The sequence below is a fragment of the Burkholderia sp. SR8 genome, assembly GCF_052851275.1.
Window position 1 is genome coordinate 55,043 of the sequence record NZ_JAULUC010000006.1, and the last position, 26,101, is coordinate 81,143.

Annotated in this window: 23 protein-coding genes; 16 read left to right on the forward strand and 7 right to left on the reverse strand. The window is 68.0% G+C overall.

The window, feature by feature from the left end; translation table 11 throughout:
• Positions 1–21 precede the first annotated feature (21 nt).
• The 7 genes from Q3A80_RS09380 to Q3A80_RS09410 all read left to right on the forward strand — a co-directional run bounded on the left by Q3A80_RS09380 (position 22) and on the right by Q3A80_RS09410 (position 8,377).
• Positions 22–1,938, forward strand: coding sequence for a dipeptide ABC transporter ATP-binding protein (locus tag Q3A80_RS09380; protein WP_446328766.1), 1,917 nt, complete (start codon positions 22–24; stop codon positions 1,936–1,938).
• Positions 1,939–2,070: 132 nt separating this feature from the next.
• Positions 2,071–3,633 carry a glutathione ABC transporter substrate-binding protein GsiB gene (gsiB, locus tag Q3A80_RS09385; protein WP_446328767.1) on the forward strand — a complete coding sequence of 521 codons (1,563 nt, stop codon included), beginning with the start codon at positions 2,071–2,073 and terminating at the stop codon, positions 3,631–3,633.
• A gap of 67 nt (positions 3,634–3,700) precedes the next feature.
• The gene (gene gsiC / locus Q3A80_RS09390; RefSeq protein WP_040139637.1) at positions 3,701–4,621 is read left to right on the forward strand and encodes a glutathione ABC transporter permease GsiC; all 921 of its coding nucleotides are present in this window, start codon (positions 3,701–3,703) and stop codon (positions 4,619–4,621) included.
• Between the two features lie 7 nt (positions 4,622–4,628).
• Entirely contained in the window at positions 4,629–5,522 is an 894-nt protein-coding gene (gene gsiD, locus Q3A80_RS09395; RefSeq protein ID WP_446328768.1) for a glutathione ABC transporter permease GsiD, read from the forward strand.
• Entirely contained in the window at positions 5,522–6,625 is a 1,104-nt protein-coding gene (locus tag Q3A80_RS09400) for a DmpA family aminopeptidase (RefSeq protein WP_446328769.1), read from the forward strand. The genes gsiD and Q3A80_RS09400 overlap by 1 nt, the downstream gene beginning before the upstream one ends.
• Positions 6,622–7,449, forward strand: a complete 828-nt coding sequence (locus Q3A80_RS09405; RefSeq protein WP_446328770.1) for a M55 family metallopeptidase — start codon at positions 6,622–6,624, stop codon at positions 7,447–7,449. The genes Q3A80_RS09400 and Q3A80_RS09405 overlap by 4 nt, the downstream gene beginning before the upstream one ends.
• A gap of 148 nt (positions 7,450–7,597) precedes the next feature.
• Positions 7,598–8,377: an AraC family transcriptional regulator gene (locus tag Q3A80_RS09410; protein WP_446328771.1), complete on the forward strand. Its 780-nt coding sequence runs from the start codon at positions 7,598–7,600 to the stop codon at positions 8,375–8,377.
• Positions 8,378–8,841: 464 nt separating this feature from the next.
• Here the strand turns inward: Q3A80_RS09410 and pcaG are convergent, their stop codons facing one another.
• Positions 8,842–9,435 (reverse strand): protocatechuate 3,4-dioxygenase subunit alpha, encoded by a 594-nt coding sequence (pcaG, locus tag Q3A80_RS09415; RefSeq protein WP_446328772.1) that lies wholly within the window; start codon positions 9,433–9,435, stop codon positions 8,842–8,844.
• Positions 9,436–9,438: 3 nt separating this feature from the next.
• Positions 9,439–10,146, reverse strand: coding sequence for a protocatechuate 3,4-dioxygenase subunit beta (gene pcaH, locus Q3A80_RS09420; RefSeq protein ID WP_446328773.1), 708 nt, complete (start codon positions 10,144–10,146; stop codon positions 9,439–9,441).
• A 298-nt stretch (positions 10,147–10,444) separates the two neighbouring features.
• On the opposite strand from pcaH, the gene pcaQ reads away from it, so the two are divergent.
• The 3 genes from pcaQ (at position 10,445) to Q3A80_RS09435 (ending at position 12,292) form a co-directional block, all read left to right on the forward strand.
• A complete protein-coding gene (gene pcaQ, locus Q3A80_RS09425; protein WP_446328774.1) occupies positions 10,445–11,431 on the forward strand; it encodes a pca operon transcription factor PcaQ in 987 nt (328 codons plus the stop codon).
• Between the two features lie 136 nt (positions 11,432–11,567).
• Entirely contained in the window at positions 11,568–11,927 is a 360-nt protein-coding gene (locus tag Q3A80_RS09430) for a type II toxin-antitoxin system RelE/ParE family toxin (RefSeq protein ID WP_446328775.1), read from the forward strand.
• 68 nt (positions 11,928–11,995) lie between these two features.
• A complete protein-coding gene (locus Q3A80_RS09435; protein ID WP_040139646.1) occupies positions 11,996–12,292 on the forward strand; it encodes an XRE family transcriptional regulator in 297 nt (98 codons plus the stop codon).
• A 60-nt stretch (positions 12,293–12,352) separates the two neighbouring features.
• Here the strand turns inward: Q3A80_RS09435 and Q3A80_RS09440 are convergent, their stop codons facing one another.
• The 3 genes from Q3A80_RS09440 to Q3A80_RS09450 form a co-directional block, all read right to left on the reverse strand.
• The gene (locus Q3A80_RS09440; RefSeq protein ID WP_446328776.1) at positions 12,353–13,627 is read right to left on the reverse strand and encodes an APC family permease; all 1,275 of its coding nucleotides are present in this window, start codon (positions 13,625–13,627) and stop codon (positions 12,353–12,355) included.
• A gap of 149 nt (positions 13,628–13,776) precedes the next feature.
• Positions 13,777–18,315 (reverse strand): DEAD/DEAH box helicase, encoded by a 4,539-nt coding sequence (locus Q3A80_RS09445; RefSeq protein ID WP_446328777.1) that lies wholly within the window; start codon positions 18,313–18,315, stop codon positions 13,777–13,779.
• 239 nt (positions 18,316–18,554) lie between these two features.
• Positions 18,555–19,079: a metal-dependent hydrolase gene (locus Q3A80_RS09450; RefSeq protein WP_059466236.1), complete on the reverse strand. Its 525-nt coding sequence runs from the start codon at positions 19,077–19,079 to the stop codon at positions 18,555–18,557.
• 398 nt (positions 19,080–19,477) lie between these two features.
• Here Q3A80_RS09450 and ggt point away from each other — a divergent pair, with 398 nt between their 5' ends.
• Positions 19,478–21,199, forward strand: a complete 1,722-nt coding sequence (gene ggt / locus Q3A80_RS09455; RefSeq protein ID WP_446328778.1) for a gamma-glutamyltransferase — start codon at positions 19,478–19,480, stop codon at positions 21,197–21,199.
• Between the two features lie 320 nt (positions 21,200–21,519).
• A complete protein-coding gene (gene ppk2, locus Q3A80_RS09460; protein ID WP_446328779.1) occupies positions 21,520–22,470 on the forward strand; it encodes a polyphosphate kinase 2 in 951 nt (316 codons plus the stop codon).
• Positions 22,471–22,548: 78 nt separating this feature from the next.
• Here ppk2 and Q3A80_RS09465 read toward each other — a convergent pair whose 3' ends face one another.
• Both Q3A80_RS09465 and Q3A80_RS09470 read right to left on the reverse strand, forming a co-directional pair.
• The gene (locus Q3A80_RS09465) at positions 22,549–22,836 is read right to left on the reverse strand and encodes an H-NS histone family protein (protein ID WP_446328780.1); all 288 of its coding nucleotides are present in this window, start codon (positions 22,834–22,836) and stop codon (positions 22,549–22,551) included.
• A 247-nt stretch (positions 22,837–23,083) separates the two neighbouring features.
• Entirely contained in the window at positions 23,084–23,671 is a 588-nt protein-coding gene (locus tag Q3A80_RS09470) for an IMPACT family protein (RefSeq protein WP_446328781.1), read from the reverse strand.
• A 430-nt stretch (positions 23,672–24,101) separates the two neighbouring features.
• Here Q3A80_RS09470 and Q3A80_RS09475 point away from each other — a divergent pair, with 430 nt between their 5' ends.
• From Q3A80_RS09475 to Q3A80_RS09490, 4 genes are read left to right on the forward strand one after another with little or no spacing between them, the layout of a single operon-like run.
• Positions 24,102–24,797, forward strand: coding sequence for a beta-ketoacyl synthase chain length factor (locus tag Q3A80_RS09475; protein WP_446328782.1), 696 nt, complete (start codon positions 24,102–24,104; stop codon positions 24,795–24,797).
• The gene (locus tag Q3A80_RS09480) at positions 24,781–25,575 is read left to right on the forward strand and encodes a lysophospholipid acyltransferase family protein (RefSeq protein ID WP_446328783.1); all 795 of its coding nucleotides are present in this window, start codon (positions 24,781–24,783) and stop codon (positions 25,573–25,575) included. Before Q3A80_RS09475 ends, Q3A80_RS09480 begins: the two co-directional genes overlap by 17 nt.
• Complete coding sequence (locus Q3A80_RS09485; RefSeq protein WP_446328784.1) at positions 25,550–25,855, forward strand: phosphopantetheine-binding protein; 306 nt, start codon at positions 25,550–25,552, stop codon at positions 25,853–25,855. Before Q3A80_RS09480 ends, Q3A80_RS09485 begins: the two co-directional genes overlap by 26 nt.
• Positions 25,852–26,100 carry an acyl carrier protein gene (locus Q3A80_RS09490; RefSeq protein WP_151063381.1) on the forward strand — a complete coding sequence of 83 codons (249 nt, stop codon included), beginning with the start codon at positions 25,852–25,854 and terminating at the stop codon, positions 26,098–26,100. The genes Q3A80_RS09485 and Q3A80_RS09490 overlap by 4 nt, the downstream gene beginning before the upstream one ends.
• Position 26,101: the final 1 nt, after the last annotated feature.

Genomic DNA, 26,101 nt, shown 5'->3' on the forward strand with positions numbered 1-26,101 from the left:
ATCGCACGAGGAGAGCTTCGCATGACTTCGAGCCGAAACCCGTCCGCGCTGGTCCTGCCGGAACAGCGCGTCGTCGCCGTCGACGACCTGTCGGTGATGTTCCGCCGCGAAAACGCGACGTTCGACGCAGTGCGCAACGTGTCGTTTCACGTCGATCGCGGCGAGACGCTCGCGATCGTCGGCGAATCGGGCTCCGGCAAGTCGGTCACGTCGCTCGCGCTGATGCGGCTCGTCGAGCATGGCGGCGGCGAGATCACGAGTGGCCGGATCGTGCTGCGGCGGCGCGGCGGCACGCTCGTCGACCTCGCGCAGGCGAGCGCGGCGACGATGCGCGGCATCCGCGGCGCGGACATCGCGATGATCTTCCAGGAACCGATGACGTCGCTGAACCCGGTGTTTACGGTCGGCGACCAGATCAGCGAGGCGATCGCGCTGCACCAGTCGAAGAGCGCGACCGAGGCGCGCGCGGAAGCGTTGCGGCTGCTCGACCTCGTGCGCATCCCGGAAGCGCGCCGCGTGTTCGCGCGTTATCCGCACCAGCTGTCCGGCGGGATGCGGCAGCGCGTGATGATCGCGATGGCGCTGTCGTGCCGTCCCGCGCTGCTGATCGCCGACGAGCCGACGACCGCGCTCGACGTGACGATCCAGGCGCAGATCCTGCAACTGATCCGCGGGCTGCAGGACGAAATGAACATGGGCGTGATCTTCATCACGCACGACATGGGCGTGGTCGCCGAGGTGGCCGATCGCGTGCTCGTGATGTATCGCGGCGAGAAGGTCGAGGAGGGCGAGTCCGAGCGGATCTTCACGATGCCCGCGCATCGCTACACGCGCGCGCTGCTCGCGGCGGTGCCGCGGCTCGGGTCGATGCAGGGCACCGATATCCCCGAGAAATTCCCGCTGCTGAAGGTGGCCGGCACGAGCGCGGCCGCGCCTGCGGCGAACGACGCGCAAGCCGCAAACGGTGCCGCGGCCGACAGCCAGCCGCTCGTCGATCATGCGGCGCCGCCGATCCTGCGCGTGCGCGATCTCGTCACGCGCTTCCCGGTGAAGAGCGGCGTGTTCGGCCGCGTGTCGCAGTACGTGCATGCGGTCGAGCGCGTGAGCTTCGAGCTGCGTGCGGGCGAGACGCTCGCGCTCGTCGGCGAGTCGGGCTGCGGCAAGTCGACGACCGGCCGCTCGCTGCTGCGCCTCGTCGAATCGCAGAGCGGCTCGATCGAGTTCGACGGCCGCGACATCAGCGCGCTGAAGGGCGCGGACCTGCAGGCGCTGCGCCGGAACATCCAGTTCATCTTCCAGGATCCGTTCGCGTCGCTGAACCCGCGGCTGACCGTCGGCTTCTCGATCATGGAGCCGCTGCTCGTGCACGGCGTCGCGAGCGGCCGCGAAGCGCAGGCGCGCGTCGACTGGCTGCTCGACAAGGTCGGCCTGCCGCCGGAGGCCGCGCGCCGCTATCCGCACGAATTCTCGGGCGGCCAGCGCCAGCGGATCGCGATCGCGCGCGCGCTCGCGCTGAATCCGAAGGTCGTGATCGCCGACGAATCGGTGTCGGCGCTCGACGTGTCGGTGCAGGCACAGATCGTCAACCTGATGCTCGATTTGCAGCGCGAGCTCGGCGTCGCGTATCTGTTCATCTCGCACGACATGGCGGTGGTCGAGCGCATCAGCCATCGCGTCGCGGTGATGTATCTCGGCCAGATCGTCGAGATCGGCCCGCGCCGCGCGGTGTTCGAGGCGCCGCAGCATCCGTACACGAAGAAGCTGATGAGCGCGGTGCCGGTGGCCGACCCGGCGCGCCGGCATGCGCCGCGCCAGCTCGCGGCCGACGAGATTCCGAGCCCGATCCGCGCGGTCGGGGACGAACCCACGGTCGCGCCGCTCGTCGCGGTCGGCCCGGATCATTTCGTCGCGACGCACCGCGTCGGCGGCGCGTATTGAAGTGAAGTGCCGCGGGCCGGTCGCTTCGCGCCACGCCCCGACGAGCGCGCGCACGATGCGCGCAACCCAGCAGGAAGTCGAAACCGAAACGCCCGCGAGGCGTCACCGATCCACCTACAGGAGCCCAGCAACATGAACAAGCCGTATCCGTTCCCGATGTTTCGTCCGCGTGCATCCTTCGCCGCGCTCGCCGGCGCGTTCGCGCTGACGGCCGCGCTGCCTGCGTTCGCGCAGCAGAACGTGGTGGTCGCGGTGTATTCGACGTTCACGACGATGGACCCGTACGATGCGAACGACACGGTGTCGCAGGCGGTCGTCAAGTCGTTCTACGAAGGACTGTTCGGTTTCGACAAGGACATGAAGCTCGTCAACGTGCTCGCGACGAGCTACGAGGCGAGCCCCGACGCGAAGACGTACACGGTCAAGCTGCGCGCGGGCGTGAAGTTCCACGACGGCACCGACTTCAACGCCGCCGCGGTGAAGGCGAACTTCGACCGCGTGACCGATCCGGCGAACAAGCTGAAGCGGTACGGGCTGTTCCGCGTGATCGAGAAGACCGAAGTCGTCGATCCGATGACCGTGCGCTTCACGCTGCGCGAGCCGTTCTCCGCGTTCATCAACACGCTCGCGCACCCGTCGGCGGTGATGATCTCGCCGGCCGCGCTGAAGAAGTGGGGGCGCGACGTGTCGCTGCATCCGGTCGGCACGGGCCCGTTCGAGTTCGTCGAATGGAAGCAGACCGACGACATGAAGGTGAAGAAGTTTGCCGGCTACTGGAAGAAGGGCTATCCGAAGGTCGATTCGATCGACTGGAAGCCGGTGGTCGACAACAACACGCGCGCCGCGCTGCTGAAGACCGGCGAGGCCGACTTCGCGTTCACGATCCCGTTCGAGCAGGCCGCCGATCTGAAGAGCAACCCGAAGGTCGAGCTGATCGAGCGGCCGTCGATCATCCAGCGCTACATCTCGCTGAACACGCAGAAGAAGCCGTTCGACAATCCGAAGGTGCGCGAAGCGCTGAACTACGCGGTCAACAAGGAAGCGCTCGCGAAGGTGGTGTTCGCCGGCTATGCGACGCCGCAAACGGGCGTCGCACCGGTCGGCGTCGAATACGCGACGAAGCTCGGGCCCTGGCCGTACGATCCGGCGAAGGCGCGCGCGCTGCTGAAGGAGGCCGGCTATCCGAACGGCTTCGAATCGACGCTGTGGTCCGCATACAACCACTCGACCGCGCAGAAGCTGATCCAGTTCGTGCAGCAGCAGCTCGCGCAGGTCGGCGTGAAGGTGCAGGTGCAGGCGCTCGAGGCCGGCGAGCGGGTCGCGAAGGTCGAGAGCGCGCAGGATCCGGCAACCGCTCCCGTGCGGATGTACTACAGCGGCTGGTCCGCGTCGACGGGCGAGGCGAACTGGGCGCTGTCGCCGCTGCTCGCGTCCACGTCGGCGCCGCCGAAGCTGTACAACACCGCGTACTACAAGAACGCCGCCGTCGACGACGATCTCGCGAAGGCGCTCGAGACCACCGACCGTGCGAAGAAGGCGTCGCTGTACGCCGACGCGCAAAAGCAGGTGTGGGCCGATGCGCCGTGGATCTTCCTCGTGCAGGAGAAGATCGTATATGCGCGCAGCAAGCGCCTGCACGGCATGTACGTGATGCCGGACGGTTCGTTCAACTTCGACGAAATCTCGGTGAAATGACGGCGATTCGCCCGCTGTGCGGCGCCGGCGGCGCAAGCTGCCGGCGCGCTGATTCGATCGGTGCCCCATGCTGAATTTTCTGGTCAAACGCCTGTTCGGCCTGCTGCCCACGCTCGCGATCGTCGCGGTGCTGGTGTTCCTGTTCGTGCACCTGCTGCCCGGCGATCCGGCGCGGCTCGCGGCCGGCCCCGAAGCCGACGACGCGACGGTCGCGCTTGTGCGCGCCGATCTCGGGCTCGACCGGCCGCTGCCTGCGCAGTTCGCGAACTTCTTCGTGAAGATCGCGCACGGCGATTTCGGCACGTCGACGCGCAGCAAGCGGCCGGTGTCGACCGAGATCGGCGAGCGCTTCATGCCGACGCTGCTGCTCACGCTCGTCAGCATGGTGTGGGCGACGGCGTTCGGGATGGCGATCGGGATCGCGTCGGCGGTGTGGCGCAACCGCTGGCCCGACCGCGTCGGGATGACGATCGCCGTGTCGGGCATCTCGTTTCCGGCATTTGCGCTCGGCATGCTGCTGATGGAAATCTTTTCGGTGAAGCTCGGCTGGCTGCCGGTCGTGCCGGACGGCACGTGGAAGAGCTACGTGCTGCCGTCGCTGACGCTCGGCGCCGCGGTCGCGGCCGTGATGGCGCGCTTCACGCGCGCATCGTTCGTCGAGGTGCTCAACGAGGACTTCGTGCGCACCGCGCGCGCGAAGGGCGTGCACGAGCCGATGGTCGTGCTCAAGCACTGCCTGCGCAACGCGATGATTCCGGTCGTCACGATGATGGGGCTGCAGTTCGGCTTCCTGCTCGGCGGGTCGATCGTCGTCGAGGCAGTGTTCAACTGGCCGGGCCTCGGGCGCCTGCTGGTCGACGCGGTGACGATGCGCGACTACCCGGTGATCCAGGCGATCGTGCTGCTGTTCTCGCTCGAGTTCATCCTGATCAACCTGACCGTCGACGTGCTGTACGCGGTCATCAACCCGACCATCCGGTTCAAGTGAGGCGCGCATGAACGCGACTGTCCAGCCCGCGGCGCCCGCCGCATCGAGCGCGATCCGCACGCCGTGGCGCGAATTCTGGCGCAAGTTCCGCAAGCAGACCGTCGCGCTGGTTGCCGGCGGCTTCGTGCTCGCGCTCGTCGTGCTCGCGTTCGTCGGCCCGCACATCGTGCCGTTCGATCCGGAAAACTATTTCGACTACGACGCGCTGAACGCGGGGCCGTCGGCCGTGCACTGGTTCGGTGTCGACTCGCTCGGCCGCGACATCTTCAGCCGGATCATCGCCGGCACGCGGATCTCGCTCGCCGCCGGCTTCTTCTCGGTTGCGCTCGGTGCGCTCGTCGGCACGTTCTTCGGGCTGCTCGCCGGCTACTACGAAGGCTGGTGGGACCGCATCACGATGCGCGTGGCCGACGTGCTGTTCGCATTCCCGGGGATCCTCCTCGCGATCGGCGTGGTCGCGATCCTCGGCAACGGGATGATCAACGTGATCTGCGCGGTCGCGATCTTCAGCATCCCGGCGTTCGCGCGGCTCGTGCGCGGCAACACGCTGATGCTCAAGCACATGACCTACGTGGAAGCCGCGCGCAGCATCGGCGCGTCGGACTGGACGATCATCATGCGGCACATCCTGCCGGGCACCGTGTCGTCGGTCGTCGTGTACTTCACGATGCGGATCGGCACGTCGATCATCACGGCCGCGAGCCTGTCGTTCCTCGGGCTCGGCGCGCAGCCGCCGACGCCGGAGTGGGGCGCGATGCTCAACGAGGCGCGCGCGGACATGGTGACCGCGCCGCACGTCGCGATCTTCCCGAGCCTCGCGATCTTCCTGACCGTGCTCGCGTTCAACCTGCTCGGCGACGGGCTGCGCGACGCGCTCGATCCGAAGCTGGAGCGCCGCTGATGCGCGCAGTCCCGATGTGGAGCGAGACGCTGCCGTCCGGCCCGCGCGGCACGATCGCCGACGTGCCGGGTGTGACGGTCGGTCATGCGACGCTCGACGCCGGCGCCGTGCAGACCGGGGTCACCGTCGTGAAGCCGCACGCGGGCGACCTGTACCGCAGCAAGGTGCCGGCCGGCGCGGCGGTGATCAACGGCTTCGGCAAGAGCACCGGGCTCGTGCAGGTCGACGAGCTCGGCATGCTCGACACGCCGGTCGCGCTGACGAATACGTTCGGCGTCGGCACGGTCGCCGACGCGCAGATCCGCGCGGCCATCGCCGCGAATCCGCGGATCGGCCGCGACTGGCCGACCGTGAATCCGCTCGTGTTCGAGTGCAACGACGGTTATCTGAACGACATCCACGCGTTCGCGGTGACGGCCGCGCATTACGACGCGGCGTGCCGCGCCGCGTCGCGCGACTTCGCTCGCGGGGCGGTGGGCGCCGGGCGCGGGATGTCGTGCTTCGACCTGAAGGGCGGGATCGGCTCCGCGTCGCGCGTGGCCGTCGCGGCCGCGAGGCCTTATACGGTCGGCGCGCTCGTGCTCGCGAATTTCGGCCGGCTGCCGATGCTGACGCTCGCGGGCGTGCCGGTCGGACGCATCGTCGCGCAGCGTCATGCGGCCGCGGCCGGGCAGCCGGCACAGGAGGCGGCACACGCGGCGCCGCCCGAACAAGGCTCGATCATCCTGCTGCTCGCGACCGATGCGCCGCTCGACGCGCGGCAGTTGTCGCGGCTCGCGCGCCGCGCGGGTGCGGGGCTCGCCCGTACCGGTTCGGTCTACGGGCACGGCAGCGGCGACATCGCGCTCGCGTTTTCCACCGCGTACACCGTCGCGCACGATGCGTCGACCGTCGCGTTGCCGGCGCTCGTGGCCGACGCGGCACTCGATCCGCTGTTCATGGCCGCGGCCGAAAGCGTCGAGCATGCGATCGCCGACGCGCTGCTGCAGGCCGTGACCGTCGCCGGGCGCGACGGCCACGTGCGGCAATCGCTGCGCGACGCGGTGCCGGATCTCGCCCATCTGTTCAACAAGTACGACCAAGGACATCTCAACCCGTCATGAAGATCCTGATCTCGACCGACATCGAAGGCGTCGCCGGCGTGTTCGCCACCGAGCAGACGCGTGCCGGCAATCCGGAATACGAACGCGCGCGCCGCTGGATGACCGCCGAGGCGAACGCGGCGATCGAAGGCGCGTTTGCGGGCGGCGCGCAGGCCGTCTGGGTCAACGATTCGCACGGCGGCTTCCGGAACCTGCTGCCCGACGGGCTCGATGCGCGTGCACGCGTCGTGCTCGGCAAGCCGCGCCCGCTCGGGATGATGGCGGGACTCGAACAGCAGCCCGACCTCGTGTTCATGATCGGTTTCCACGCGAAATCGCAGACGCGCGGCGTGCTCGCGCACACCATCAACGGCTTCGCGTTCACGCAGGTATGGCTGAACGGCATCGAGCTCGGCGAAGCGGGGCTGTACGGCGCGCTGGCGCGCGAATACGGCGCGCACGTCGCGCTGGCGTCGGGCGACGACGTGTTCGTCGACGAAACGCGGCTGCTGTTTCCGGACGCGCGTTTCGAAACGGTGAAGACGGCCGGCGGTGCATCGAGCGGCGACACGCTGACGCCGGCCGCGTCGTGCGCCCGCATCGCGACCGCCGCTCGCGAAACGGTCGCGCATGCGCTGTCGTCCGGCTTGCGCGCGACCGCGCATCGGCCCGCGCCGGCCGCGTGCACGCTGCGCGTGCAGACGGCCGCGCTCGCCGATCTGTTCTGCGTGCTGCCGTCGCTCGAACGCGTCGACGCGGTGACGCTGCGCTTCGACGGGCCGTCGGTCGAGCACGTGGTGCGCACGCTGAACAGCCTGTCGGCGATGTCGTTCATGTTGCGGTAATGCGTGCTTCCGCTCCGATGAAGTCGCTATCCGGCCGATTCGGCCGTCGGGTCCCGCGGCCGTCCGGTCGCGCAGGCGCGGAGCGGATCGTAGACCGGTCGAAGGTGACCCGCCTTCGATCTCGGGTATTCATGATGGAATTCGGGCCTTGAGAAATACGCTGCTAGATCCCTACGAACACATTCCGCGTAGCGTGGTCGTGACCGCCAACGACTACGCGGCCGGTACGACGTTTCCGGAGCACGCGCACGCGCGCGGACAGTTCGCGTTCGCGTCGCGCGGCACGATCGGCGTGTCGACGCCGCACGGCCGCTGGCTGGTGCCGCCGCAGCGCGCGTGCTGGGTGCCGGCCGGCGTGCGGCACGAAGTGACGATGACCGGCCCCGTTACGCTGTTCAACACGTTCGTCGCCGACGACGCGGCCCGCGCCGCGGGGCTGCCGGACCAGTGCGGCGTGTACGGCGTGTCGCCGCTGTTGCGGCAGCTGATCGACGATGCGATCGACCTGCCTGCGATGTACGACGTCGACGGCCGCGCGGGCAAGCTGATGGCGCTGCTGGTCGCGGAAATCGCGACGATGCCGCGGCTGTCGCTGCACGCGCCGCTGCCGACCGACGCGCGCCTCGCGAGGATCTGCCGGCATCTGTTCGCGTCGCCGTCGATCGCGGCCGATCTCGACCAGGTGGCGACCGATGCGGGCGTGAGCCGGCGCACGTTCACACGGCTGTTCCGCGCGCAGACCGGCGTGAGTTTCGCCGCATGGCGTCAGCAGGTCTGCATGCTGGCGGCGATTACGCGGCTGAGCGACGGCCAATCCGTCACGCGCGTTGCGCTGGAACTCGGATACGCGAGCGCGAGCGCCTTTACGTCCGCGTTCCGCCGCATCCTCGGCGATACGCCGAGCCGGTATCTGGAGGTTCGCCGCTAGCCGGCACGGGCGGGCGGCGGGCACCGCCCGGCACCGCACCGGCGGCCGGCGAAAAAAACGCGCCTGCCAGGTTTCGGTCAGGCGCGCTTAAAGGCACGCGGTCAGAAGTAATGCGCGCTCAGCCGCAGACGTGACGCGCGCTCATCGACTCGTGAATTATTTCCTGCATCGATTCAATCAAGTCGATGCATCGCGGATAACGAAGCATACGCCGCATAACGCGCAAACGATATCGGGCCCGTCGCACCCATCGATGTGCGGTCGCAGCATGCGTTTGAATCGCGCGTTCGATTCCGGGGACGGAAGGACTGAACCGTCGAGGTCGATCATCGTGCGTGCGCGTGCTGCGCCACAGCATCGAATGTTGACGCCCGAAAACGAAAACCGCCGCGTGGCGCGATGCCTGTCGGTATCGCGCCACGCGGCGGTGTCGGGCGGACAGCCGGCCCGCGCCGGCTCGCGCGTCACACGTCGAAGAACACGGTTTCTTCCGGTCCCTGCATGCGAATGTCGAAGCGGTACACGACGGGCCGGCCCGGCTGTGCGTCGCGCTTCGCGACGAGCGTCGCACGGCGTTCGGCCGGCACCAGGTTCAGCACCGGATCGGCCGCGTTCGCTGCGGCTTCGTCGTCGAAATACACGCGCGTGAACGCGTGGGTCAGGATCCCGCGCATCATCACGGTCACGTTGATGTGCGGCGCTTCGTCGGCGGCGATGCGGCCCGGCTTCACCGTCTGCACGACGTAGCGTTGCTGCGGATCGGTGCCGGTGCCGACGCGTGCGAAGCCCGTGAAGCCGGACTTCGCGATGTCGTCGCGAGACGCCGGATAGCGGCCCGCGCCATCCACCTGCGTGAATTCGAGCACCGCGTCGCCGACGACGTTGCCGTCACCGTCGAACACCTGACCGACCAGCAGCACGTGCTCGCCTTCGGCTTCCGGCGTCGCGATCGCCGGCGTGAACAGGCTCTTCAGGTCGTAGTCGTACTGCTGCGGGCACAGGCCGTACGCGAAGTACGGGCCGACCGTCTGCGAAGGGGTTTGCTTCAGCGTCGTCATGGTTCAGCGCTCCATCGGGGTGGCGTCGCGGCCGCGCAGCACGATGTCGAATTCGTAGCCGAGCGCATAGCCTTCTTCGGTGATGTCCATCGAGAAGCGCGAGATCAGGCGCTCGCGCGCTTCTTCCGGCGTGCCCTGGAAGATCGGGTCGTACGCGAGCAGCGGATCGCCGGGGAAGTACATCTGCGTGACGAGGCGCGAGCCGAAGTAATCGCCGAACAGCGAGAAGTGGATGTGATTCGGGCGCCACGCGTTCGGATGGTTGCCCCACGGATACGCGCCGGGCTTGATCGTCAGGAAGCGGTAGCGGCCTTCGTTGTCGGTCAGGCAGCGGCCCGCGCCGAGGAAGTTCGGGTCGAGCGGTGCGTCGTGCTGGTCGACCTTGTGCACGTAGCGGCCGGCCGCGTTCGCCTGCCACACCTCGACGAGCGTGTTGCGCACCGGCTTGCCGCCTTCGTCGAGCACGCGACCGGTGACGACGATGCGCTCGCCGAGCGGCTCGCCGTTCTTCACGGCGTTCTTCGTCAGGTCGTGATCGAGCGCACCGAGATCTTCGGCGCCGTAGACGGGCGCGTACTGGTCACGCAGCTTCTCCTTCAGCGGGATCATCGGGCGGGTTGGGCCGCGCTTGACCGACGAACGGTACTCGGGGTGGACATACGCGGGATGCGACGGCCAGTCGCGCGGTGTGAGGATCGTGGGGGAATCCATCGGGCGTCTCCTGATAGGTATTTCGCGAAGTGGATGGCAGGACTTTAGCTGTTCCGGAAAGTTATGCAAAATGACCTTTTTTCGCGAATCGCATAACCGTTCGTTATGTTCACCCGGGCCGATGAAAATCGGCCGTGCCGGCCGTATTTGCGGCGGGAAAAGCGTCGGGTTTCGCATCGTCGATGCCGGCCCCGCGCCCGGCCGCCAGCGAACCGGTCGCGGCGTCGACGGATCGCTTGGGGCTTTCCGGAAAGTTATGCAAAATGGCGTGATACCACCTTTCGTATAACCGCCTGTTATGAATAATCGCATCGCCGACGGCCGCGTCAAATTCCGGCACCTGCAGTGTTTTCTCGCGGTCGCGCAGTTGGGCGGCGTGCAGAAGGCGGCCGAAAGCCTGTCGATCACGCAGCCGGCGGTGTCGAAGACGATCGCCGAGCTGGAGTCGATCCTCGGCGTGAAGCTGTTCGAGCGCGGACGGCATGGCGCACAGCCGACCGGCGAAGCGCAGCTGTTCATCCCTCATGCGAACGCGTGCGTGCTCGCGCTGCGGCAGGGCGTCGGGCTGCTCGCGCGCGAGGGCGGCGCGGCCGCGGCGACGCTCGAAATCGGCATGCTGCCGACGGTTGCCGCATCGCTCGCCCCCGCGCTGATGAAGGCACTGGCCGCGCGCTGGCCGCGCGTCGTCGTGCGGATCGCGACGGCCGCGAATACCGAACTGCTGGAGCGCCTGAAGGCGGGCGCGATCGAATGCGCGATCGGGCGTCTGTCGGAGCCGGAGCGCATGATCGGGCTCGCATTCGAGCAGTTGTACAACGAGCCGCTCGTCGCGGTCGTGCGGGCCGGGCACCCGCTGCTGGCGAGCGCCGCGCCGGCCGCCGAGCTCGCGCGCTATCCGGTCGTGCTGCCGCCGTTCGGCACGCTGATCCGCCAGTCGGCCGAGCAACTGCTCGGCGCGTGCGGTGCGCCGCCGCTGGATTCGTTCATCGAGGTGCTGTCGGTGTCGGTCGCGCGCGCGCTCGCGCTCGAAAACGACGCGGTGTGGTTCGTGCCGCTCTATGCGGCCGAATACGACCTGTCGGCCGGCGCGCTCGCGCGCCTGCCGTTGCCGTCGGCGGGCACCGACGAGCCGGTCGGGCTCGTGCTGCGCACCGATGCGCAGCCGTCGCCCGTCGCGCGCACGCTGATCGACGCCGTGCGCGAGATCGCACAGGCGCGGTTCGGCGACGTGCGCTCGACGCGGGCGCCGCGCCGCGCGCGCAAGCCGGCTCGCCGCGAACGTTGAGCCGTCGTGAAGGGGCCGGGCGGACGGCCAGCGCAGCGGCGTTCCGTTCGCCACATCACGTTAGTCGTACGGTCAGTAGCGAGCATCGTCGTGCTTGGCATATCGTATCGTTTTTGGTACGATCCATGACACGACGATGGCGAGACAGCAGATTCAGATCACGCTCGGCGTGCGGTTCTTCCGCACGGCGCGCGGCAACGAGCCGGTGCGCGAATGGCTTGGCGCGCTCGGGCAGGTTGAGCGCAGGACGATCGGCGAAGAAATCAAGACCGTTCAGCTGGGCTGGCCGCTCGGCATGCCGGTGGTCCGGAAGATGTCGAAGGATCTGTGGGAGATCCGCGTGACGTTGCCGACGCGCAATGCGCGCGTGCTGTTCACCGTGGTCGGCAACACGATGGTGCTGTTGCACGCGTTCTTCAAGCAATCGCAGGCCACGCCGTCCGACGAGCTCGACGTCAGCGTCGCGCGGCTGAAAGCGCTCGCTCGCGCCATCTGAATTTCCCGGTTGAGCCGGCACAGGTCATCGCCGATGGCCCGCCGGCCACACCCTGAATTGGAGTACCCATGACGACCACGAACAACCCGCATATCGGCAGCGACTTCGACACCTTCCTCGACGACGACGGCCATCTCGAGGCGGCCACCGCCACCGCGATCAAGCGCGTGATCGCGTGGCAGATCGGCCAGGAAATGAAGGCCCAGCACATCACGAAAACCGCGATGGCCGCACGAATGAAGACCAGCCGCGCCGCGCTCAACCGGCTGCTCGATGAAACCGATACGAGCCTCACGCTCGCGACGCTCGCAAGCGCGGCCACCGCGCTCGGCAAGCGGCTCAGTTTCGAGCTGGTGCCGGCCTGACGCGTTCGGCGAAGCGGTGCACATGGCCGGTTCCCGGCTGGCCCGCGCACAGCCACACGATTACGTGCGCGGTCCGGCCATCCGCAGATAAACCAGCGCACCGCCCGCGAGCAGCAGCGGGCACAAGATATACCACCCCGTCGTCAGGAACAGCCCCGCGACGGCGACCAGCGAAACCCACGCGCAGCGATACGCGATGCTGCCGCGCGGCAACAGCTTCAGCGCAGCGGCCGCGCCGAGCCCGTACACCATCACGAAGCATCCGGAAGTCACGAGCACGAGCGGTTTCGGCCCGACGTCGGACAACGTCGTCGCGGCGAGCGCGACGGCCGCCAGCACCGCGATCACGCCGAGGCTGCGACGCGGCACGCCGCCGACCTGGCTGCCTTGTGCCAGCCACGCGGGCAGCGCGCCGTCGCGACCGAGCGCCGCGCCGAGCTTGGCCGCTCCGGCGAAATACGCGTTCATCGTGCCGAGCGTCAGGAGCAGCGCGGCCGCGGCCGCCAGCACCTGCGCGTGGCCGCCGATGCCGCCGGCGATCAGCTCCGCGAGCGGTGCTCCCGACGCGCCGGCCGATGGCCCCAGGACGGTCACGCTCGCGGCCGCCACCGACAGATACAGAAACCCGACGACCACGACCGCGATGCCGGCCGAGCGCGGCATATCGTGTGCCGGCCGGCGGAATTCGGCGGCGAGGTGCGTGATCGCTTCCCAGCCCGCGAAGCTCCACACGAGCAACGCGGCGGCCTGGCCGACCGCGAGCCAGCCGTGCGGCGCGAACGGATGCAGGTTCGCGGTGCGCGCATGCGGCGCGGACGCGAACACGGCGGCCAGCAGCAGCGTGACGAGCAGCGCCGACAACACGAGCTGCATGCGGCCCGACACCGTGACGCCGAACGCATTCGCAGCCGATACCGTGGCGATCAGCGCGGCGGCCGTGACGATCACCGTGACATGGCCGCCGCCGGTGACGGCGGCGACGTACGCGCCGCCGAACATCGCGGCCGCCGGCGCGCCGGCCGGCACCGCGAAATAGAAGCACCAGCCGACGATGGCCGCCGCCTTCGGTCCGAATGCGCGCCGCGCATAGGTCGATACGCCGCCTGCGTCCGGATAGCGCGCGCCGAGCGCGGCGAAGGTCGCCGCAAGCGGCCCCGACAGCACGACGAGCGCGGCCCACGCGAACAGCGACGCGGGCCCCGCGACCTCGGCCGCGAGCGCCGGCAACGCAATGACACCGGTGCCGAGCACCGCGCCGATATACAGCGCGGCGCCCTGGAAAATCGTCAGCGAGCCCGCGTGATGAACCGCGGGCGAATCGGCATGCGAGGGCATGAAGGACAGTCTCCGGAAGGCTTGTTCTGGGCGCGCTCGTGCGCGCGGTGAATCGTTCGATGCTACCCGAACGCGCGCGGCGATGCCGCGCGGCGTTCAGTAGTCCGCGACGTGCTGCGTGTCAGCCTGTGTCAGGAAGGTCGGCGATTTCAGTAGCGGCGGGCGAGCCGCAGGCGCGCATCCTCGCGTGCGGCGGGCGGCAGGTCGGGCGTGTAGTGGAACGTGCCCGCCACGAGCGATGCGACCGGCACGCCATCGCGGAACAGCACGCGGTTGCCGGCCAGCGCGGGCACCTTGTCGCCGGGCAGCAGCGTGCCGGCGAGGTTCAGCGGATCGGCGCCCGTCACGCACACGTACTGGCCGTCGCCGGGTTGGCGACGCAGCTCGCGCAGGATCGGGATCGCCTCCGGCAGCGCGAACTGCTCGCCCGCGAGGCCCGCGACGAAGCGCCCGCCGCGAATCTCGCCGCGGGCCTCGAGGCGCTGCAGCACGCGCACGAGTTCGCGCCAGCTCGGCAGCCAGTCGGCTTCGCGTTCGAGCAGCCGCCAGAACACGACGCCGTAGCGGCGCAGCAGTGTCCACGCGATGTGTTCGAGCGCGTCCGGATCGGTCGCAGGCGCGGCGCGCTTCGGTACCGGCGCCGGCGTCCCGGTCTGCGTCGGCGCGTCGTTCGGTGCCGACACGCGTTGCACGAGCGCCCAGCGGCCTGCGTCGTCCATCCCGCCGATCAGTGCGCCGCCGCGCCGCGTGCGCGGCGCGTACGTCGCGCTGCGCTTGACCGCCGGCTTCAGCAGCGCGCGCAGTCCGGCGAAGCTGTCCGCATTGACGAGGCCGGCCGACACGAGTTCGCCGAGCGCCTGTTCGAGTTCGACGGGCAGCATGTGCAACTCGTCGACGAGCGCATCGAAGAACATCGCGCCGTGCGCGGCGAGTGCATCGCGCACCTGCGTCGCGCGCGCCGACAGCGCCGGTTGCGCGTCGGGATCGCGCAGCGCCTGCCACGCGCCGAGGTGGCGACGCGGCAGCAGCACGATCGGCGTCGTCTTCACCGGCGTGCCGGCCGCACGCGCGGGTGCGCCGATCCGGGTCCACACGAGCTTGCCCGAGCGGCACAGGTCGTCGAGGCCGCCGGCCGTGTAATCGGTCAGCCGCGCGGGCAACAGCGCGTCTTCCCATGCGCTAGCCGCGGCTTCGTAGCCTTCGAGCTGTTCGACCACGGCCGCGAGCGCGTCGCGGCCGGTGCCGCGCGAGTCGGGTGTCAGGTGCTGCCAGTGGAACAGGAAGCGCATGAAATCGGCGCGCTCGACCGGTTCGATCTCGCGGCGCAGCCGCTTGACCGTATAGCGATGAATGCGCGCGAGCAGGTGGCGCTCGCACCACTCGTCGACCGTCGCGCCCGGCGTGAAGCGCCCGCGCATCACGTAGCCTTCGCGCTCCAGCGTCGCGAGTGCCGTCGCGATCGCTGCGACCGGAAGGCCGAGCGGCTGCGCGATGGCGTCGACCGTCAGCGGCCCGAAGCCGGTGAGCCTTGCGCGGATCACGTCGACCAGCGCGGCGTCCGGTTCCCACGGCTGCGCGCATGCTGCCGGCACCTTCAGCGCGGGCGCGACCCGTGCGTCGGGATGCAGCGTGCGCAGGCAGACCAGCCGTTCGACCGGCACCCACAGCGCGGCTCCGTCCGGCGTGACGAGTCGCGTCGCACGGCGGCGTTCCGCCAGTTGCGCGAGCCATTCGCGCCAGCCTTCGTGCGCATGCGCTTCGCTGTCGGCGACGCACGCGAGCGTGAGCAGCGCGTCGTGCATTTCGTCGGCATCGCGCACCAGCGGCCATGCTTCGTCGCGCACCGCGTCGATGGCGTCGGCGTCGAGCGCACCGAGATCGTCGGCCGATTCGGGATCGCTCCAGCGACGCGACTGCACGGCCTGCGTGCGGCGCTCCTCGAGCGGTGCGTCGTCGAGGTATGCATACGGTTTCGCGTTCAGGATCTCGGCCGCGAGCGGCGACGGCGCGGGCAGGTCGCGCGCGACCAGTTCGATCGCGCCGCTTTCGATCCGGCGCAGCAGCGCGAGCCAGCCATCGGTGTCCATCGCGTCGTGCAGGCAATCGTCGAGCGTCTGCTCGACGAGCGGGTGGTGCGGGATCTCGCGCTCGCCGACGACGTTTTCCAGGCACGCGACCTGATCGGGAAACACGGTCGCGAGCAGGTCGTCGCTCTTCATCCGCTGCAGTTGCGGCGCGGTGCGCCGGCCGCCGGTGAAGCGCGGCAGCGCCAGCGCCGTCGTCGCGTTCCAGCGCCAGCGCACGCCGAACATCGGTGCGTCGAGCAGCGCCTGAACGAGCACGTGCTCGGCGGTCGCGGCGCGCAGGTAGCGCCACACTTCGTCGAGCGCGAAGCTGTGCGCGAGCGACAGCGACAGGATGATCGCGTCGTCGGTCGCGGCGGCCTGCAGCTCGAAGTTGAAGGTGCGGCAGAAGCGTTTGCGCAGCGCGAGTCCCCACGCGCGGTTGATGCGGCTGCCGAACGGCGAATGGATCACGAGCTGCGTGCCGCCCGATTCGTCGAAGAAGCGCTCCATCACGAGCGTGTCCTGCGTCGGCAACGCGCCGAGCGCGGCGCGCGTGCGTGCCAGATATTCGGCGATCTGGCGGGCCGCGTCCGGCGACAGGTCGAGATCGTCGACGAGCCAGCGCAGCGCCGGCGCGAGACGGCTTTCGGCGGTGCCGAGCGCGGCGCCGGCGGTGTCGACGGTGCCGCCGGTGTCGTTGCGCGAGTCCGTCGACGCGGCGGCGGCGGCCGTCTTCTGCGCTTTGTCGCGCGTGGCCGTCTTGCCGGCAGCGTCGCCGCTTTTGCGCGTGGTGCCGCTCGCTGCGGCATGGCGGTCGCCCTCGGCAAACAGCGCGTCGAGCCGCGCGCGCAGCCGGCCGACCGCCGCCGACAGCTCGTCGCTGCGCCCGAGCCCCTCGCCGAGCCAGAACGGAATGCCCGGCGACTGGCCCTGCGCATCCTCGACCCGCACGCGGCCCGTTTCCACGCGGATGATCCGGTACGACTGGTTGCCGAGCTGGAACACGTCGCCGGCCAGGCTCTCGACCGCGAAATCCTCGTTGACGGTGCCGACCTGGATGCCCTGCGGTTCGAGCAGCACCGCGTAGTCGGCCATGTCGGGGATCGTGCCGCCCGACGTCGTCGCGGTCATCATCGCGTTGCGGCGCCCGCGCACCGTGCCGCCGACCACGTCGCGATGCAGGTACGCGCCGCGCACGCCGCGGCGGCTCGTGAAGCCCTCCGCGAGCATCTTCATCACGTCGTCGAAGCGTTCGCGCGGCAGGCGCGCGTACGGCGCCGCGCGCGTGAAGCTTGCGTACAGTGCGTCCTCCTGCCATTCCGCGCACGCGACTTCCGCGACGATCTGCTGCGCGAGCACGTCGAGCGGCGCCTCCGGAATCCGCAGTGCGTCGAGCTCGCCGCGCTGCACGCAGTCGAGCAACGCCGCGCATTCGACCAGTTCGTCGCGCGACAGCGGGAACAGGCGGCCCTTCGGCACGCCGCCGACATGGTGTCCCGAGCGGCCGACGCGCTGCAGGAACGGCGCGATCCCCCGCGGCGAACCGACCTGGCACACCAGATCGACGTCGCCGATGTCGATGCCGAGTTCGAGCGACGCGGTCGCGACGAGCAGCTTCAGCTCGCCGCGCTTGAGTCGCTGTTCCGCTTCGAAGCGATGCTCCTTCGCGAGGCTGCCGTGGTGCGCGGCGATCGCGTCCTTGCCGAGACGGTCGGCCAGGTGGCGCGCCATGCGCTCGGCGGTGCGGCGCGTGTTCACGAACACGAGCGTCGTGCGATGTGCGGCGGCGAGCGCGGCGATCCGGTCGTACACCTGTTCCCACACGTCGGTCGCCATCACCGGTTCGAGCGGCACGTTCGGCAGTTCGAGCGCGAGATCGCGTTCGCGCGTGTGACCGGTATCGACGATCGTGCAGTCGCGCGGCGCATCGGCCGGGCCACCGACCAGGAAGCGCGCGACCGCGTCGATCGGCTTCTGCGTGGCCGACAACCCGATGCGCGGCAACGCGCGGTCCGTCAGCGCGTCGAGGCGTTCGAGCGACAGCGCGAGATGGCTGCCGCGCTTGGACGACGCGAGCGCATGGATTTCGTCGACGATCACCGACCGCACGCTCGACAGCATCTGTCGTCCCGACGTCGACGACAGCAGCACGTACAGCGATTCCGGCGTCGTCACGAGGATGTGCGGCGCGCGCTTGCGCAGCGCCGCGCGTTCGGCCTGCGTCGTGTCGCCGGTGCGCACGGCGGTGCGGATCGCGGGCACCGGCAGGCCGAGCTGCGCGAGCGATGCGGCGATGCCGGCGAGCGGCGCGTCGAGGTTCACGTGAATGTCGTTCGACAACGCCTTCAGCGGCGACACGTAGACGACGAGCGTCGCGTCGGGCAGCGCGCCGTCGTGCGCGAGCGCGTCGCGCACCAGATCGTCGAGCGCGCACAGAAACGCCGTGAGCGTCTTGCCCGAGCCGGTCGGCGCGGCGACGAGCGTCGACCGGCCGGCCTTGATGTGCGGCCACGCAAGCGCCTGCGCGCCGGTCGGCGCGGCGAACGTGCGGCGGAACCACGCGGCGACGGCCGGGTGGAACACGTCGAGCGCATGGGCGGGGCGGGTGGCGGTGACGTCCATCGGAGCGTTGAAATGGGGTGCGAGCGTGCGCGCGATCGCGCGAATCGTCAGTGTGCCAGACGTCGCGGGGGCGTGCCGGGCACGCGCGCCGGGCGTGCGCGTTCGGGAATCAGATGAGGTGCGGTGCCGCCGTTTCAACAGGCGTGCGTGCGGACGCCACAGGCGCGCTCGCGGTGCCGATCGGAAAGATCGGGCACGCGCGTCGGACGTAGCTCGGCGACGCGCGGCCCGATGCGCGACTACACGCGGTGCAGCCAGCCGAGCCAGTGTTCGAGGAACGGCGCGCGCGTCCACAGCGATTGTGCGAGCCACAGCGTGCCGCCCCAGGCGGCAGCCACGACGATCAGGTCGCAATGCCCGCTGTTCCACAGGTTCAGCGAGTGGCGCCGCCAGATCCACGGCACACCGAGCGGATTCGGCCAGTCGGCAAGCAGATGCATCACGCCGCCGCACGCGAAGCCGAACAGCGGCGCGGCCCACAGCGGATGCGGATGATGCGTGAGCCCGTGCCATCCGAGCGCGAGCAGCGCGATCCAGCCGATGCCCCAGTGCGTGACGGTGCGGTGCGTGATCCACAAGCGGCGCTTGCGCGTCCACCACGCGACTTCGAGCCAGTCGGGCGCGGTGCCGCCCGCGACGCCGGCCGCGAACGCGGCGAGCAGGCCCGCGTGCCACGGGCCGGTTGCGCCGGTTTGCGCGACGAGGACGGCGGCGGCGACGCCGGCCGCGAAGCCGGACGCGTGATGCGCATTGTGTGATGCCATAGGGAGCGAGACGAAGAAACGTGAATGCGGCGTGAGCGAAAATGGATCAGGCGGCGCGAAAGCGGGGCGCTATCTTCGCAGATCGGCCGGCACAGCGCCCGCGCCGATCACACTTTTTTGCATGTGCGGCGGGACAGCCGGCGTGATTCGCAACTTTCGGTTCTTTTTGCGGCCGGCTCGCGCAGCGATGCATGCAATTTCGACCGATACGCGGGCCTCGCTACCGCCGGCTGCGGGGGCCGTGTGCCCACAATTTGAAGCGTTTCGTCGCATGCAGCGTGTTCGACCCCTTTTGTCCTCCTATACTACGAGACCGCACGTGGCCGTCTGCGCGCCAGCGGCCATCAGCGGATCGGGTGCCTTGCCTGCCTGAAGGAGATCCATATGGGAGACATGCAATGACTACGCTGAATCGCTTCAAAACATCCGCTGCCGTGCTTGCAACGGCGGCCAGCCTCGGCTTCCTGCCGAACGCGCCCGCTTACGCGAAGGGACCGCAGCCGGCCGTCCTGACGAGTTCGGCCGTCGCGGTCGCCGACAAATACAGCGCGGACGCCGCGGAGCGGATCTTCAAGGAAGGCGGCAACGCGATCGACGCGGCCGTCGCGATCGCGTTCACGCTCGCCGTCACGTACCCGGAGGCCGGCAACATCGGCGGCGGCGGTTTCATGACGATCTACAAGGACGGCAAGCCGTACTTCATCGACTACCGCGAGCGCGCGCCGCTCGCCGCGACGAAGGACATGTACCTCGACAAGGACGGCAACGTCGTCAAGGGCATGAGCCTGTACGGGCCGCGTGCTGCCGGTGTGCCCGGCACGGTCGCGGGCATGTGGGAAGCGCAGAAACGTTTCGGCAAGCTCAAGTGGAAGCAGGTGCTCGCACCGGCGATCCACTATGCGCGCGACGGCTTCGTCGTCGACGAGCAACTGGCGCAGCGCGGTGTCGACGCGTCGAAGGAATTCGGCGGCAAGACCAACTTCGACAAATACTTCTCCGGGTTGAAGGCCGGCGCGAACTTCAAGCAGCCCGATCTTGCCGACGTGTTGACGCGCATCGCGAACAACGGCGCGGAAGGGTTCTACAAGGGCAAGACGGCCGAACTGATCGCCGCGTCGATGAAGACCGGCGACGGGAACGGGCTGATCACGACCGAGGATCTCGCGCAGTATCGCGCGGTATGGCGCCAGCCAGTGCAGGCGAAGTGGAACGGTTATGACGTGATCACCGCACCGCCGCCGAGCTCGGGCGGCATCGGCCTCGTGCAGCTGCTGAAGATGAAGGCCGACCTGAAGAAGGACTTCGACGGTGTGCCGCTCAACTCGCCGCAGTACATCCATCTGGTCGCGGAGATCGAGAAGCGCGTGTTCGCCGATCGTGCGCAATACCTCGGCGACCCCGACTTCTACAAGGTGCCGGTCGCGCAGCTGACCGACGACGCGTATATCGCGAAGCGGGCGGCCGAAGTGAGTCCGACGCAGATCGCCGACACGAAGAGCGTGCAGCCCGGCCTCGGCACGTCGATGCCAGAGAAGGCGGAGACGACGCACTTCTCGGTCGTCGACAAGTGGGGCAACGCGGTGTCGAACACGTACACGATCAATGGCTATTTCGGTTCGGGCGTGATCGCCGACGGCACCGGCATCGTGCTGAACGACGAGATGGACGACTTTTCCGCGAAGCCGGGCGTCGCGAACATGTTCGGCGTGGTCGGCAGCGACGCGAACGCGATCGAGCCGAAGAAGCGCCCGCTGTCGTCGATGTCGCCGACGATCATGACGAAGGACGGCAAGGTGTCGCTCGTGATCGGCACGCCGGGCGGCTCGCGGATCTTCACGTCGATCTTCCAGGTGATCAACAACATCTACGACTTCAAGATGCCGTTGAAGGAGGCCGTCGGCGCGATGCGGTTCCACCATCAGCTGCTGCCGCCGAACACGATCTTCTGGGAGCCGTACCATCCGATCGAGGGCGAACTGGCGAAACAGCTCGAGGCGCGCGGCTATACGCTGAAGGGGCAGGACTTCAGCGGCGACATCCAGGTGATCAAGATCGATGGCAGGACGCCGGAGGCAATGGCCGATCCGCGCGGGCGCGGGGTGACGCGCATCATTCGGTAACGCCGCAGCCACGATGCACGACCGCCGCGGCGGTCGTGCTGAGCGCGGTCGATGCCGGGCGCTTGCCCGGCATTTTTCATGGTGCGGCGGCGTCGCGCGCTTGCGGCGCCGTTTCGGCAGCGCGGGCGCGTGCATGATCGGCTCGGCCGGACCGTACGCAGGCGTCCGATGCGTTCGATATTTGCGAGAATCCAGTACGGGCCAGCGTGCCGCCCGAATTCCGCCTCGGACGACCCGGTCAGCCCCTTTTTCATGAATTTGACGCGCGACGCTGGGATAATGGTGGCGTTTGCCTGCGTCAATTGAAGGAAGGAGGCCCCATGGGCGACAACGAAACCCGCACCGAGACCGACAACCTGACCGATACGGCATCGCGCGAGGCGCGCCAGCGCCGCTTCGAGGAAGACCTCGTCGACGCGTACGACGAAGAACTCGAAATGGAGCTCGACGACCGCCGCTTCGACGACGGCGACGATCTGCTGTTTTCGCAGGAGCGCCGCGAAGCGCGCAAGCAGTACTTTCGCGAGCTGTTCCGGCTGCAGGGCGAGCTCGTGAAGCTGCAGGACTGGGTCGTGACCACGGGGCACAGGCTCGTCGTGATTTTCGAAGGGCGCGACGCGGCAGGCAAGGGCGGCGCGATCAAGCGCATCACGCAACGGCTGAATCCGCGCGTGTGCCGCGTGGCGGCACTGCCGGCGCCGAACAACCGCGAGCGCACGCAGTGGTATTTCCAGCGCTACGTCGCGCACCTGCCGGCCGGCGGCGAGATCGTGCTGTTCGACCGCAGCTGGTACAACCGCGCGGGCGTCGAGCGCGTGATGAATTTCTGCACCGACGACGAATACGAGGAGTTTTTCCGCTCGGTGCCCGAGTTCGAGAAGATGCTCGCGCGCAGCGGGATCCAGATCGTCAAGTACTGGTTCTCGATCACCGATCATGAGCAGGAACGGCGCTTCCAGAGCCGGATCGAGGATCCGCTGAAGCAGTGGAAGCTGAGCCCGATGGATCTCGAAAGCCGCCGCCGCTGGGAGGCCTATACGGCCGCGAAGGAAGAGATGCTGCAGCGCACGCATATCCCCGAGGCGCCGTGGTGGGTCGTGCAGGCGGTCGACAAGAAGCGCGCGCGGCTGAACTGCATCCACCATCTGCTGACCCAGGTGCCGTATCACGAGGTGCCGCGCCCGACGATCGACCTGCCGCAGCGCGAGCATCACGAGGACTACATTCGGCGGCCGGTGCCGGATACGATGATCGTGCCGGAAGTCTACTGAGCCGTTCGCGTTTCGGTTCAGAGCCGGGTTCCGCCCGCGCGTGCGATCGGACCGGCGCGCCGTGCAACGCGGCGCGCGTCAATCCCGGATCAGGAATGCGGTGCGGTCGCGCCCGGCGATCCATGCGGGTGCGCGGCCGCGCCCGCTCCAGGTGGCGCCCGTCGCCGGGTCGCGGTATTTCGCACCGGTCGTGAACAGCTTCGCGCGATCGCTGTAACCCTGCCCGAAGATTTCCCGCGCGGTCAGCGCATAGTTCGTCACGATCTGGCGCACCTGCGTCAGTGCCGCGTTGCGTTCGCGGCGGCGCGCCGCGCGGATGCGTTGATCGAGTTCCGCGAGCTGGGCTTGCAGTTTCTGCAGTTGCATGCGTCCGATATCCCCGTAGCTGAATTCTGATTTTTGACGGCGCGCGATGGGATGCGTGCGACGTGCGCGGCCGCGGCATGCTGGCTGTGGCGGTGCCTCCCGGCCGCGCAGGTGCGAAATGTGGCGCGGGTAATGTTCGGAGATTAAATACCGCCGCGCGTTTTTTCTATCGGACGCATCTGAATTTTCGTGGGAATCGGCAATCGGCAGGCAGCCGTGATCGCGATGGACGGACGCCGCCCGCTCGCTACAGGTCCGGGAAGCCGGAGCGTCCTTGCGTCAGGTCGAACAGTTCGGCTTTTGCCGCCGCTTCGGCGGTTTCGGGAAGCTTCACGACGAGCTTCACCGTCATCCCGTACGCGCTGTCCGCCAGTTCGTAACCCGACTGCTCGATCCAGCGGCGCACGCGCGCCTCGTCGGGATAACCGATCTCGATCGCGAACCGCGTGTGGCGAATGCGCTCGACGCGCTCGGCATCGAGCAGCGCCGACGCGATCGCGTCCGTATACGCACGTACCAGGCCGCCCGCGCCGAGTTTCACGCCGCCGTAGTAGCGGACGACCGCGCCGAGCACGCCGTCGAGATCGTGATGGCGCAGCACTTCCAGAATTGGCCGGCCGGCCGTGCCCGACGGTTCGCCGTCGTCCGACATGCCCGACTGCCCGCCCGCGAGCAGCGCCCAGCAGACATGGGTGGCCGTCGGATGCTCGTCGCGCAGGCGCTGCAACGCCTGCATCGCGGCGTCGCGGTCTTCGACGGGGATCGCGAATGCGATGAAGCGGCTCTTGCGGATTTCGAGTTCCCGGGTGTACGGGGTGGCGAGCGAGTAACTCATCGAGCGGAAAATGGGTGATTCGGCATCGAGCGCATTATGAGCCATTCCTGCGCCGGATCGGCGCAACGTGTGCCGGGCGGCGGGCGCGGCGATAAACGGCCATCCATCGGCCTTTCGAGAAATTGATAAATGGTCAAATGTCCAGCGCGCATTGCACGGCGGCGTTGATCTTTTGTAACAGCCCTGTTACAGTTCCGCCGCACCGAGATACCGCCTACTCAGTCGCGGCGATTGAAAATCCGGGTGCCGGCATCGCAACATGATGATTTCCAGTCTTTTCCTGGCATTGCGACAAAGGAGATCGATGGCGCGAGTCCGGTATTCAATGCGCGCGATGGGCGGATTTGAGCGAAAGCGGAGCGCAACCACCCCAATATGGGACGGCGCTATATAAAAACACTGAAGAGTAACAATTCCAACGAGAACAACAATGGCCGATTTGCATTGGACCATGCCAATCGCCAGATGGACGTCGATTTCGACCGCGGGGGTACCGGGCGTCGAAGCCCTCGATCCGATGGTGCGACGCCGCTTGAGCCGACTGTCGCGTCTCGCGCTTCAAGCCGCCTACGACTGCGCCGGATCGAAACTTCCGGTGCGCATGGTATTCGCATCGCGTCACGGGGAACTGGCGCGAACCACCGGCATTCTCGCCGACATCGCGGCTGCGGAACCCGTCTCGCCAACGGCCTTCAGTCTCTCGGTTCTCAATGCCGTAACGGGCATATTCGGAATCGCCCGTCACGACCGGTCGGCGGCGACGGCGATCGCTGCCGGACATGAAACCCTCGGTTACGCGCTGCTCGAAGCTTTTTCCCAATACGAAACGTCGCCGGCCTCGCCGGTGTTGCTGGTCTATGCGCACGAGCCGGCCGATTCGGTGTACGGCGATGTTGGCGACGATCCGGACAGTGTCGGGCTCGCCATTCTGCTCGGCGCGGATGAACCGGCCGGCTATCTGACCTGCGAAATGACGACAGGCCGCGCGGGTGGCTTCCACGGTTCAGACGATGCGGCCGGTACGCAAAGCGCAGCGGTGCTGCGTTGCCTGGCGACGCGCTCGCCGGCATCGTGGTCGGGTCAACACGCGTCGTGGCAATGGATCTGGCATGATCGCGCGGCTTGACTACGGGTGGCGTTTGTTCGCAACCGGTGCGAGTCTCGCGTTTTTCGCGTTGTGCGGAGCGCTGTTTTCGTTACTGCTCATCGTCGCGGGCGGACTGTGGCCGCATCGGCGCTCGCGCCAGCGTGGCGTGACTCTCGTCATTCACCATTTCTTCCGCGCGTTGGTTGCGTTACTGCAGCGCGTCGGCGTGATGACGCTCGAGGTGAGCGGCGCCGAGCGACTTGCCGAGGTCGGCCCCGCAATCGTTGTCGCCAACCACCCGACGTGGCTCGACGTCATGGTACTCCTGTCGCTGACGCCGAAGGCCTGCTGCGTCGTCAAGCGCGGCCACTGGGGCAATCCGTGTTTCTGGGGCATCGTCCGTGCAGCCGAGTACGTGAGCAATGCAGATGCCGTCAATCTCGTCGAAGCGGGCGCGCGGCAACTCGCGGCCGGGTACACGATGATCATCTTCCCGGAAGGGACGCGCAGCCCGGGCGGCAATCGTCTGCATGCGTTCTCGCGCGGCTTCGCGCATATGGCGCTGCAGTCCGGCAGCCGGATCCAGCCGGTGTTGATCGATTGCGACCCACCGGTATTTACCAAGGCCATACGCTGGTATCACGTGCCAGGTCGCGCCTTTCGCATGCGTATCGACGTACTGGAGCCGCTCGACCTGAACCGGCTGGCATCGCGCGCTGCATCACAATCGATTGCAGCTCGGAGCATTGCCCGCGAGGTGGAAGTGCATATTACCCAAAGCCTGTTTCAGCATGGATACTTTAAAACTGCAAATTAAGCAGCTGCTGATCGAGATGCTCGATCTCAGCGACATGACGGTCGACGATATCGACGACGATGCGCCGTTGTTCTCGACTGATGGAATCGGTCTGGATTCCGTCGATGCGCTCGAAGTCGGCATCATGCTGCGCAAGAAGTTTCAACTGACCATCGCCGCCAACGACGAGCGTACGAAGGCGCATTTTCGATCGATCAATACGCTGGCGGCCTTCATTGCCGATCAGCAGTCTCATCAGGCACCGCACGAAGCCGTGCTGGAAAAGGGGAACCAAGCGTGACCGACGCAGAAATCCTGGAGCGCATCCGCGCCATTTTTCACGAGAATTTCGCCATCGAACCGGAGCAGGTGACGCCCGAGACCCACCTGTTCGAAGAGCTCGACCTGGACAGCATCGACGCGGTCGATCTCGCCATCAAGCTTCAGGAAATGACCGGCAAGCGTATCAAGCCCGAAGAGTTCAAGTCCGTGCGTACGGTCGGTGACGTGATTGCCGCCGTTCACGCATTGCTCGCGCGCGCTTGAC